Source organism: Bifidobacterium sp. LH_491 (assembly GCF_056356495.1).
In genome coordinates this window covers 1,882,380-1,895,190 of the sequence record NZ_JBKEUI010000001.1, presented here as the reverse complement: position 1 = coordinate 1,895,190, position 12,811 = coordinate 1,882,380, and the positions used below count along the sequence as shown (strand labels likewise).

5 protein-coding genes are annotated in these 12,811 nt (G+C 58.5%); 1 reads left to right on the top strand and 4 read right to left on the bottom strand.

From position 1 onward, the window contains the following. Positions 1-52 precede the first annotated feature (52 nt). The 3 genes from AC1AWK_RS07165 to AC1AWK_RS07155 all read right to left on the bottom strand — a co-directional run bounded on the left by AC1AWK_RS07165 (position 53) and on the right by AC1AWK_RS07155 (position 8,794). A complete protein-coding gene (locus AC1AWK_RS07165) occupies positions 53-5,791 on the bottom strand; it encodes a beta-N-acetylglucosaminidase domain-containing protein (RefSeq protein WP_476569353.1) in 5,739 nt (1,912 codons plus the stop codon). 138 nt (positions 5,792-5,929) lie between these two features. After that, on the bottom strand, positions 5,930-7,963 hold the full coding sequence (locus AC1AWK_RS07160) for an ABC-F family ATP-binding cassette domain-containing protein (protein WP_476569351.1): 2,034 nt from the start codon (positions 7,961-7,963) through the stop codon (positions 5,930-5,932). 108 nt (positions 7,964-8,071) lie between these two features. Beyond that, positions 8,072-8,794 carry a type 1 glutamine amidotransferase gene (locus AC1AWK_RS07155; protein ID WP_476569349.1) on the bottom strand — a complete coding sequence of 241 codons (723 nt, stop codon included), beginning with the start codon at positions 8,792-8,794 and terminating at the stop codon, positions 8,072-8,074. Between the two features lie 66 nt (positions 8,795-8,860). On the opposite strand from AC1AWK_RS07155, the gene cysS reads away from it, so the two are divergent. After that, the gene (gene cysS / locus AC1AWK_RS07150) at positions 8,861-10,507 is read left to right on the top strand and encodes a cysteine--tRNA ligase (RefSeq protein WP_476569347.1); all 1,647 of its coding nucleotides are present in this window, start codon (positions 8,861-8,863) and stop codon (positions 10,505-10,507) included. A 212-nt stretch (positions 10,508-10,719) separates the two neighbouring features. On the opposite strand, the gene spxB is transcribed toward cysS, so the two are convergent. Continuing rightward, entirely contained in the window at positions 10,720-12,567 is a 1,848-nt protein-coding gene (spxB, locus tag AC1AWK_RS07145) for a pyruvate oxidase (RefSeq protein ID WP_476569345.1), read from the bottom strand. Positions 12,568-12,811: the final 244 nt, after the last annotated feature.

Here is a 12,811-nt window from a genome sequence, read left to right as displayed (position 1 = left end):
GCGCCCCCACCAATTGCTAGGGACTCTACAAAGCCTCCTATGCAGGGAATGCCTAGCGACGCATGCGGCGTACCGCTAGCATTACAACAGCAAGCACCATGCAGACCATCACGATTACTGCGATGGACATCACCACGGCACCGCTATCCGGCATCTTCTGCGAGGTTCCGGACTGATGGTTCTGCGTAGCATCGTGGTTCTGCTGAACCTTCACCAAATCGGCGATGGCACCACGTACCTGTGCGGCAGCTTCGGCAATGCTCTGTGCCGAGGCATTATCCAGCAACGGCTGCACGGAAGCAAGCACCCCTTGCAGCATCCGCCAGCTGGAAGCAGTGTAATCTTTGCTATTAAGCCCCTGGGCAGCCTTGATCGCATCGGTAAGTACTGTCACATTCACCAGTCCCTGACGCGCCTGCTCCAGCGTTACCAACAGCGAGGCCACCGAATTATTAGTACCGTTGCGATACTGCTCCGGCACGGCATTAAGCGCATCGCTCAACGCGCGATAGCTGGACGCCGTGTAATCCTCCGCACGCAACGCAGCACTGGTGATAGCATTCACCTTGGCTCGCAGCGCACTGATATCAACCAACGATTGGTAGGCGTTCTTCAGCGCCGTAATCTGCTCAAGCGTGGCATTATTGGTTGCGGTGGCATCCTGATACGCACTCTTCAGCGCGGCGAAAGACGCCTCCGTGTACTGATCCTCATGCTGCAAAGCCTGTGCTGCCACACCTACAATCGCATCGTCGATGACCAGCGCCTGGCGGGCTTCCTGCAATGCTTTCACTGCATCGGCAATCTGCTTGACGGTGCCGTTGTCCAGCAACGTCGTGCTGTTGTCATAGGCATCCTTGTAAGCGGCATATCCAGCCTTGTAGTCGTCGGCATTGGTCAATTCAAATGCGGCGCGCTCCTGCTTGAGCAAGGTCACATCCACCAGTGCTTGCTGAGCCGTATACACAGCATCTACGTCAAACAGCTTCGGATCACGCTTGGCAGCGTCATCCTTGGCGGCTTCCACTGCCTGAGACAGCGATTCCACCGCCTGCTTGAAAAGCGCGTAGCTGGCCGACGTGTAATCGGCTTCGGCGAACTGCTGCGCGTCCTGCACTGCAGCCGAAGCTCGCTGGTAGGTCACCTCATTGAACGTCAACGCAGCCTTGGCGTTCTTCAGCGCCTCCGCCAACGTCTCGCCCTGCTCAGCAGATAGATTCTGCGCATCGTTCAACGCCACCTGAGCATCGTTGAGCGCATCCGCATAATCATTGAAACTTTGCGCACTGTACCGGCCATCCTCGTTGGAAACAGCCTGTTCAACCAGCTGCGACAGTTCCTTACCGGTATAGCGCACCACACCGCCTTGCACAGCACTGTTGAGGGCACTGGTCGCAGCCTTGATGACATCGTCTGTCAGCGTGCCCTGAACCGACTGCTCGGCAATAGCCTGAGCAGCAGCCAGCGCGCTATCATACGCATCCTTGGTGTCAGCAGTCCACGTGGATACTTCTTCGCTCTTACCCTGCGCATCCTTGATGGCTTGTTGCAATGCTGCCACCACGTCCGCATCAGCCGTAGGCGCTGAAGACAGCAGGTAGATTTCAGAAAGCACCGGCTTGGCGCCGCCCTCCCACTGCACGGTGATGTCCTTGACGATGCCCGTGGCGGATTCTCCGGCGGCACGAGCCTTCTTCACCGCCGCAGCAAAACGGAAATCAGTTACCGGTTGGCTTAACGTCCCCAGCGTCACCTTGGTGGTCTCGTTGAACGTGTCGTCCGTGTACAGTTCGGCAGTCACCGTGGCGTTGGACGGCGTACCTTGAGACACCAAACGAATGCCCTGATATCCCTTACCGTCCGCATCCATCGGCGTATCCACGTTGTACTGCAAGGTACCTTCGTCATCGCGCGGCGCCCATACGGTGCTCAGGTCACGGTCGAGCAGGTTCGCCGGACTCATATTGTCCGCTTCGCCGTTGCCGGACTGCACGAATGCCCCACCGTCATAGTTGCTCACATATGCGCCGTTGTTGATGATGAAATCACCGGCCACCCAACGATAGGCGTACGGTGCGGTGAAGCGCACGCGCAGGTAGCGGCCCTTCGCGTTCAGCGGCTCCGTACCGTTCGGATCATTGGTGTTTCCCGAGGTTGTCGAATCCTTGGGATTGGCGGTATACATGTTGCCTGGATTGGCGCTGTCATGCGTCAACCATGCAGCCTGCTTGGCAGTGTCCTCGTTATAGGCGTTGTCCACCGCGGCATCATTGATTTTCAGCAGTGGCGTCCACGTTTCAGCATCCGGAGTATCCGCCACTTCCACCACGGCATTGCGGATGAAGTCCTTACTGGTTTCCGCAATCTCGTACTTCAGCGACGTGATGGTGCGCTCCTGGCCGAGGTCGAACACAATCGTGTCGTCCTTCTTCGGATAACTGTTGTATCCACCGGCGGTGCTCAAATCCTGGTCAATCATGCGATCGGGATTGCTGGCCGAGCCAATGGTGGAACTCAACACCGAGGGGTTCTTGATGGTGGTGTACTGCACGACAAGGTTCTTCAGCGACACTGCCGCATCAGCTTGGCCGGCATTGCGCACCGCCACATATCGAGCGTTGACGCCAACCTCACGAGACGTGCTGGCTGCCTTGGCGGCCTTGGACGTGTTGAGCGTATCCCATCCCAGCTTGTTCGTAGACGTGACTAGTTGGGCGCCATGCAAAACAGTGCTGCCCAAATCAACCGTCACACCGGTACGAATCGAACCGAGGTCGATGCCAACATACTGACCGGGCTTGAGCGTCACCGAACCTGAAGCAATGCTCGCTTCGCCATCCTTGTGCAGTACCTGTATATCGCCGGTATCCACACCATCGCTGGCAACGGGTGCTTCTTCGTTGCCCGTCGCCGCATACTGCGGCGTGAACTCGGCGATGCGCATCCACACAGCCTTGTCGGCAGTCACGCGCAAACGCACCGCGCTTACCGTCTGAGGTCCATCGGAGAACGTCACCGTCTGCGTGGTGTCGTTGGACACCGTGCCGAACTGCTTCCACTCGTCAGAATCGGCAGCACGATATTCGTACACGCCGCTAGACGGGAAATCATTGGTAGCGCCGGCATCGCGGGTCACGGAAACTCCGGTAAGCGTCACCGGCTTGCTGAACACAAAATCCACAGCATTGCCGGCCTTAAGCTGGTCCTTCTGCGCCGTCGCCCAGAATGCAGCCACCGTGCTGGCATCGCCATCCAAGGCATGCTCCTGAGCCCATGTGCCCGAGCCAGCCGTCATGCCTTCCAACTGCAGAGAAACCGCGGCATCGTTCCCAGGCGTCGTGTCGTCGGTCTTGTTCACCACGATTTCGTTAACATCCAAATACGCATCGATGCCGTTATCCTGCGTGGCCATCAACCGCACACCATACACGTTCTTCAACCCCAGCCCATCCTTGGAGTAAGTCACAAGGGCATTGGAATACTCCTGGTTGAACGTAGCACCTGACACATCCTGCCAATCAGCGCACTTGGCATCATACGACACCTGCAGCTGGGCGTGATAGATGTGGTTCTTGCCGCTACCCATGGTGAACGACACATCATTGACATCAATCGGCTTGCTGTATTTCACGCCGATGGTCGTACCCTTAGCAATTGCGGCAGGGTCACGGTAACTCGCAGCGGTGCTAGTGTTGCCGTCGAAGACCTGGGTTGTCGAACCAACCGGCGTATCCGTACGACTGGTAATGAACGTGCGCGTGATCGCATCCGGATCAACCGCGTTCTGCACCGCCGCAGACAGGTAGGAATCCAATGCGGCAATCGTCGGTGTAATATACGCGATACCAACCTTGGCATATTCCGTGTGATCCACGTAATGGAACCCATGCGTCTGCGAACGCCGATAAGCCTCCTGGCCTTGGGAATAGTTGCTCACCAGTTCGGAAACATTGCCTTCCAATGCAGCTTTGCCGGCATCGACAAAGTGCTGCATGGCTTCGGTAACGTCATCCCACGTGTCAATCCAGTACACAATCTGATTGAGCATGTCTTTGTTCCCTGCATTTGCGCGGTACGTCTTGGCCGCCTGCGCAAGATTGCTGAAGATACCCGCGATAGTGTCATAGTCCTGCGCGGTTACCGAATCGTTGTTCAGCTTGCTTTGCAGCGACAGCAGCGTGTCCTTGATCTCGGCGGATTCGCCTTGGTCGCCGCTCTTCCTGGCGGATTCCATCATATGCTTGGACAGCTCGCGCAAGGCATCCGAGCCTTTGGTCGCCACCGGCGAATTGTGATCGACATAGCTGAAGGAATCATTCCACATGGTATTGGTGTCCGTATTCGCCGTCCACAAATGCCAAGAAAAATCAGCCGCCATGAAAATAGCCTGCTTGCTCGGCTCGGACTGCTGCATCGGATTCAAGACCAGACCCTGAATATTGCCAGGCTTGACGTCCTTGCCCAGGAAACTGTCGTGACCGCCCATAATCAAACCGGACTTGGTGTTGTCGGAGCACGGCCAGTTGATCCACATGAACGGCGAGACTCCGGACGTCTTGGTGAAGTTGGAAGTGAAGTTGTTGTTCACCGTACCCCACACTTCGCCGCCAGTGTTCACCACTTGCACGGTGCTCGGCAGGTTCTTGTACCATGCCTCGCCCCAAGACATATAGTTCGGCGGACAGAACACGATGGTGTCCTTGAGTCCGGCATACTTCGCCGTACCGTCGGCGTTCTTCTCCGCCTGCAACCCGTGCAACCAACCGGTCATATCTTCAAGTAGCTTGGTATATAACGCTTGGCCCTGGTCTGCGGCATCGTCGGCGAGAATCGCGATCTGGCGCACACCGGCCTTGTCGATGACCTGCAGGAACTTGGCCTTGAGTTTGGCCACGGTAGTGTCATAGTTCGCGCTGGTAATCGGATTGCTCATGAACGGGTGCAGCGCGTAGACAAAGCGGCACTTCGACTCATTGCCGGCCACCGCTTCCTTGGTGATGTTCTGCAGCTCCTCGTCTGTGTAAAGCTCCTGCCACTTCGCATTATGCTTCGGATCATCCTTCGGCGCATATACGTAGGCGTTGAGCTTGTAATAACCACCCCACTTCATCAGGTTGACGCGGTCCTCCACGCTCCACGGGTTGCCATAGTAGCCTTCGATGAAACCACGGCTTTTCACGTCGGCATAATCCTTGATGACGAAGCCGCGCAGCGAGGCATCACCCATTTGCTGGAATATTTGATACAACGTTGTGGCACCGTAGAATGCCGCATCGGTATCCTTACCTACGATCAGCACCACATCCGGCTTCCCCTCGCCGCCGGGCACCGAAGCCAACACGTAAGCATCGGTCTTGGAGAACAGCGTGTCCGCATCCACACCCAACGCATTGGCATGCTCGTTCAGATACACATCGGCCACATCGCCTTGAGCGCCGTGCACACCCATTAAGAACACCGTGCCGGACTGCGGGATATCCTGCGCCCTGGTAGCGGTAATCCCTTGCAGTTTCAACGCTTCCTGCAAACGGCCCACGGTTTCGGTATCGATGGACGAACCGATAACCGTAGTGGCCGCTCCTCGCAACACCTGACTTCCGTCAGCGTACGCAATAGACTGCGGCGTGGGATACAGCTTATACCCCTGTTGCGCTTCGCCAGCGGCAGCAACCGACGAATCTGCCCATGCCGCCGTCGGCTTGAGCGCACCCGGTCCGCCTATGGCCATTGCGGCGGACAGACATGCCGCTATCGCAACAGCCACACCTTTCTTCAACGATGCCCCGTTCATACAGCTCCTTCTGTATCGTCGTTTGATATCGCCAACTCTGGCGACAAGGATGCTGCAAGTATACTATCTTTACAATTATCGATGCGATAGACGGAGTGTCTCATTATTCGCCGAAGGCACGGCGTCACCAATCACGCATCACAACTGTTCGGACAGCTCCATCCACTCCAGCTCCAGTTCTTCGATTTGCCCGCGCACCTCCTGCACTTGCGCGTTCAGCTCACCCAGGCCCACATAATCACTCGGGTCATGACCCGCCATCTGCACTTCCAGCGCATCACGCCGCTCTTCCAGCTTCGCCAGCTTGCGCTCAATCGCACCGACGCGTTTCGATGCCTCGTGGAATGCCTTGCCCGTGAGTTTGCCCGCAACATCCTGCGTTGGCGCAGCACCGTCAGCAGCAGACGATGCAACGCCATCACCGGCAGCCGTTCCGCCGCCAGCCGCACCGGCAGACTGCCCCGATACGCCAGCATGCTGCGCCTGCTCAACCATCCGCAGATAATCGTCCACACCGCCGGGCAGATGGCGCACCTTGCCGCCGATCAGCGCAAACTGCTGGTCGGTGACGCGCTCCAGCAGATACCGGTCATGAGACACCACAATCAAGGTGCCGGGCCACGTATCCAGCAAATCCTCCATCACCGCCAGCATGTCGGTATCCAGATCATTGCCCGGCTCGTCAAGAATGAGCACATTCGGCTCATCCAACAAAATCAGCAGCAACTGCATACGACGCTTCTGCCCGCCCGACAGGTCACGAATCGGCGTCATCAGCTGTGCGCTGGCAAATCCCAAACGCTCCATCAGCTGCCCGGGCGTGACCTCCTTGCCGTCTACCACATAACTCGGCTTGTACCGGCTGAGCACTTCCTTGATTTTATATTTACCCAGCTTCTCCAGTTCATCCAACTGCTGGGTAAGCACGGCGAATTTTACGGTTTTGCCGATATTCACCCGACCCGAAGTCGGCGTCAACGAACCATCCAAGATCTTGAGCAATGTGGACTTGCCCGCGCCGTTTGCCCCCACAATGCCAAAACGGTCGCCAGGACCAATCAGCCAAGTGACATCATCCAGCACCTTACGGCCCGACACGGTGACATGTCGCGCCGCCGCCGTATCCGACGAATCATCCGCTTCGCCCCGCGTATCCACCGCAATCTCCACCGACCCCTGCACCGTCGGCTCGGCGTAGAGCGCCGGCACCACATCGACCTGCGACGCCGAACGTTCCATCGCCGCCACATCGGGATCCACGCCAGACGCCCCGTCACGCTCATAAATCTGCGTCACGTCAATCAAATCGACCACCTGCTTGCCCAAACGGGACGTGGCCATCTGCCGCAATTCCAACTCATTGCGCATCGGCGGCACGTCGGCGATCAACTCACGCGCCTGCTTCACATGAAACTTCTGCTTGGTCGAACGAGCGCGAGCGCCACGGCTCAGCCATGCCAACTCCTTGCGCGCAAGATTGCGACGGCGTTCCTCGCGAACATTCGCCTGACGCTCACGTTCCACCCGCTGCAGCATATACGCGCTGTAGCCGCCCTCAAACGGGTCGATAACACCGTCATGCACTTCCCACATGGATTCGCATACCTCGTCGAGGAACCAGCGGTCGTGCGTCACCACCAGCAACGCGCCTTGCCCCGAAGCCCAGCGGTGCCGCAAATGCTCGGCCAACCAATGAATGGTCACCACGTCCAAGTGGTTGGTCGGCTCGTCGAGAGCGAGAATATCCCAATCCTTGAGCAACAATCGCGCCAAATCAGCGCGGCGTCGCTGCCCGCCCGACAACGATCCAACTTTGGCTTCCAAACTCATACCGCCCAGCAATGCCTGCACGATTTCACGCGAACGAGCCTCGCTTGCCCACTCGTAATCGGCACGCCCTTCCAATGCCGCTTCGCGAATGGTTTGCTCATCGCGCAATGGGTCGCGCTGATCCAGCATGCCGAAGGTCAGCCCGCCGCGTTTGGTCACTCGCCCGGAATCAGGTTCCTGAGTGCCGGCGAACAAGTGCAGCAACGTCGATTTGCCGTCGCCATTGCGGCCCACAATGCCGATGCGATCGCCTTCGAATACGCCCTGCGTGACGTTCGTGAACACGGTTTTCGTGGCGAACGACAGCGAAACTTGTTCCAAACCCAAATCATACGTCGGCATAATTTCCCACCGTAGAACATCGAGGCGACCGCCAAGGCAACCTGGCGACACCATCAAGAGCAGGCCGCTCTCACATCCACGACGGACTGGCGAGCGTCCGGGTCGTTCCTATCGTTCCAAGGCTTGCGCGTATGTGCGGCATCGTGCCGCGAATCCGGAAAACACGTCGTCGGCAAACGATTGGATATGCGGATTGACGGCGGCGAACTCCTCACGCAGCGTCGCAATCCTGGACTTCTTCATGCCTTTGACCATCGCAGGCTCGACAAGCCACTCTTCAAACATGGTGGAAGTTACTTCCAAATGAAACTGCATGCAGAGCGCCGACCCCACCCGGTATGCCTGCACCTTACTCTGGCTTGATCGCGCCAACAACTGTGCGCCTGCGGGAAGCCCCACGCACTCACGGTGCCAATGCAACGCCGGCATTTGCTTGTTCCACATGGAAAAATAGTCATGTTTATCCATGCGCTTGATGGCATCGAAGCCGATTTCCGGCTCGTCCATTGTCGAAAGCTTCGCTCCCAACGCCACGGCAACGATGTGATGGCCCAACCCCACACCCAACACAGGCTTGCCTACGCTGAGTGCCGCTTTCGCCAGTTTGGCTTCCGCTTTCAATCCGGGATATTTGTCCGTATCGGCCACGCTCATGGGACCACCCAAAAACACCACACCCGCCAGCTCATCAAAATCCGGCCAATCGGGCTTCTTCTGCCGCGACACATCTACCACGCTGGCGGCCACACCCAAGTCTTCCAGGTTCTCCAAAATACGCCCCGGGCGCTGCCATGGGGCATGCTGAAGCATAAGCACTTGCGATGTTGGCATGTTTCCATTGTGACACTGGGCAATCCCAAGCGGCTCTTGTCGCCTAACGCGAATACGCTTACTCATATGACGAAAGCCCAAGAATCCCAACGTTCCGACCCGTCCGCAACGCCGTCACTGTGCGAGGCGGCGAGCAGCCTGCGCCTGTACGACACCGCCTGCCATAGCGTCGTGCCGTTCACGCCGGTGCACCCCGGCAAGGTCGGCATGTATGTGTGCGGGGCGACCGTGCAGAGCGCGCCGCACATCGGACACATCCGCGCCGGTGTGGCCTTCGATATCGTGCGCCGTTGGCTGATGCGTTTGGGCTACGACGTGACGTTCGTGCGCAATGTCACCGACATTGACGACAAGATTTTGGACAAGGCCGCTGCAGCCGGCGAACAATGGTGGGCGCGTGCCTACCATTACGAACGCGAGTTTTCCCAAGCCTATGACACATTGGGCCTCATGCCGCCGAGCGTCGAGCCGCGAGCCACCGGGCACATCACGGACATGGTGGCACTGGTGGAACGACTGATCGCACGCGGGCACGCCTACATGGTGCGTGACGACGCCGGCAATCCCACGGGCGACGTGTATTTCGACGTTCCCTCTTGGCCGCATTACGGCGAACTTACCCATCAGAAACAAAGCACGGCTGCGCCGGCCGACGATGCCGCCACGGTGGCCGACGCCATGGGCCCGAGCGTCGACGCGTCCGGCAACGATCCTTACAACCCCGCCGATCCGGCCGATATGTCGGACGACAAGCATGATCCCCGCGACTTCGCGCTGTGGAAATCTCCGAAGCCCTCCGATCCTGAATCGGCACGATGGACAACACCATTTGGCATGGGACGCCCCGGCTGGCATTTGGAATGCTCGGCCATGAGCCACCGTTATTTGGGCGACGCCTTCGACATTCACGGCGGCGGCCTCGACCTACGCTTCCCGCATCACGAAAACGAGATGGCGCAAAGCCGGGCCGCAGGCTGGGGATTCGCGCAATACTGGATGCATTCGGCGTGGGTGACCGCCAAGGGCGAAAAAATGAGCAAGTCCCTGGGCAATGGCCTGTCCGTTCCCGCCGTGCTCGCCGAACATAGCCCGTGGGTGGTCCGCTATGCCTTGGGCAGCGTCCAGTATCGTTCGATGCTGGAGTGGTCAGATCAGACGCTGGTCGAAGCGCACAGCGCCTTCGAGCGCATCAGCAACTTCCTCGATCGCGCCGGTGCGGTCATCGAGCAGCCAACCGTCGAGCATGTGCGAGCTGTCACCGCCGACGAACTGCCGAACGACTTCGTGTCCGCTATGAACGAGGATTGCAACGTGTCCGGCGCTACGGCCGCCATCTTCACCGCCATCCGCGAGGGCAACAGCATTCTCGACGCCGTGCAGTCCGGGCGCGACGACGTACCGCAAGCGGCCGCCCGATGGGGCACGACCGCCAAGCAGGCGTTGGAGAACTCGGTACTGGCCGTACGTGCCATGCTCGACACCTTGGGGCTTGACCCGCTGGCCGAACCGTGGAGCGCCCAACAGTCCAACGGTGATACCGACGATGCCGCCACCGAAGCGTTGGACGCCCTTATCCAGGCTCAATTGCAAGCTCGCGCAGAAGCCCGCAAATCCAAGGATTTCGCTACGGCAGATGCCATTCGAGATACCTTGAAGAACGCCGGCATCGTTGTGGAGGACGGCCCGCAAGGTTCGTCCTGGAGCCTGGCCTAACCGCACTGGCCGCTTTGCAGCGCTTACGCGGCAGGCCAGGAACACGGTGTCGCCCGTCCCCATACCCCAATCCCCCATGCGGCGTCCACTGCCCATGGGGCTCGTTGCATACCGCAGGCACCATACCTCGTTCCATATATGAATATGGTGGGGCGGCACTTACGTGCCGCCCCACCATGAGGAGGAAGTGGGACAATGAAGTCTCTAGGGGATTAGAAGCCGCCCTGCTCGATTACGGCAATGTGGGCTTCCAGACCTTCGCGCTCCAGGAAGTAGCTCAACGGCTGCAGCTCGTCGGCCTCGTAACGCTCGCGGAACGCGGCGATCTGCTCGTCGGAGTAGAGGCGCGGTTCCAGCTCCAGCATTTCGGCGGGCAGCGGACGGTCGCCGCTGATCTTGGCGTCGATCACCACCACCTTACCGTTGCGCACATCTTCCTTGGCCTTGGCAAAAATCTCCTTGGCCTGGCTGATTTCGGTCAGCGTGTAGCCAACGGCACCCATGGCGCGCGCCACGGCGGCGTAATCCACATCCATGAAGTGCACGCCAAGGTAGCCCAGGTTGGTGTCTTCCTGCTCGTCCTTGATGAAGCCGAACTGCTTGTTCGCGAACACGACGTTGATCATCGGCAGCTCGTACTGCACGGCCGTCGCCAAATCCTGCATGGTCATGGCGAAGCCACCATCGCCGGCGAGATTCCAAATCTCACGCTCGGGGAAATCCAGCTTGGCGGAAATCGCACCCGGCAGACCGATGCCCATCGTGGCAAACAGCGAGGAGGTGCGCCACATCTGCTTCGGATTCATGTGCAGATGACGAATCGAGGTCTGGGTCACATCACCAACGTCGACGGAGAAGATGGCGTCCTCGTCCGCGGTCTCATTAATGGCGTTGTACACCTGATACAGCTGCAGATCGCCGTCGGTCTTGGTTTCCAACTTGTGGACGTAGGCGTTCCAATTGGCCACGTTTGCCACATTGGCACGCCACCATGGCGTGCTGTCCTTCTCGTCGACCTTCTCATAGATCGCACGCAGGGCGTCACCGGCATCGCCCAAGATGGCGACATCCGTGTAATGACGCTTCCCCAGCTTGGACGGGTCGATGTCGATCTGCACGAACTTCTTCACATTCTTGAAAAGATTGGACACTTCGGCGAACGGATAGTTGTTGCCGACGAACAGTACAGTGTCAGCCTCGGGGAAGACCTCCACGCTCGGCTTGGTGGACACACGGTTCGGGCTGCCCAACAGCACTTCAAAATCGGATGGGAAATTATCGAAGCTGATGCCGGTGTTGGCCAGCGGAGCCTTGATCTTGCGGCACAGGTCCATCACGATCTGATGCTCACCGCGAGTACCGATGCCCGCGAACACCACCGGACGCTCAGCCTGGTTGAGGATCTGCACAGCCGCATCGATATCGGCTTCGTTGAGCTGCGGCTTGGGGAAGCGGCGGAATGCATTGGCGGCGGAATACCAGCCGTCTTCGGGGATATCCTCCCAGCCGAGGTTGACCGGTAGCTGCACGACGGCAACGCCACGCTTGGCATACGCCTGGCGAATCGCCTCGTCGATGACGTGCGGCATTTGCGCCGCGGTGGACACCTGACGGTTGTAGACAGCCACATCAGCGTAGATTGGGTTCTCGTTCATTTCCTGGAAGGTATCCCAGTTCAGGCCAACGGTGCCGAACTGGCCGATCAGGGCCAAGACCGGCACATGCTCTTCGCGGGCGTCATACAGGCCATTGAGCGTATGCGTGCCGCCGGGGCCAGCCGAACCGAAGCATACGCCTATATGGCCGGTGTACTTGGCGTGCATGGAGGCGGCGAGCGCGCCGACTTCCTCATGACGCACCTGGACGTAGTCAATGTTGTCACGCTCAACGTACAGCGCATCCATCAGCGAGTTGATCGAACCGCCGGGAATGCCGTAGATATGCTTGACACCCCAGGATTCGAGCACCTTGACGGTAGCGACACCGGCTTTGATGGTGCCTTCCTTATGCTCGTTGGCCGACTTGCTGTCGAAGCCAAACTGAATAACGTTTTTCGCCATGAGTAGCTCCTTTGCCTACCGGACTTGTAGTCCCGTCGTTGGTGTTGCGATACTGCTCGGCCAGTTGCGCCCGGCGGTTTCGCGCTCGCTGCGAAACCATGTCCGCGGACCGTTGCGTATCGGTTATGAGCTACCGTAACACGGTTTCATAGGCAATTCGCAGGGTTTTGTATGACCTGCATCACACTTTCCCATTTATGCCTATGACTTAACTCACATTTGGATACATATCGTCATGATGACG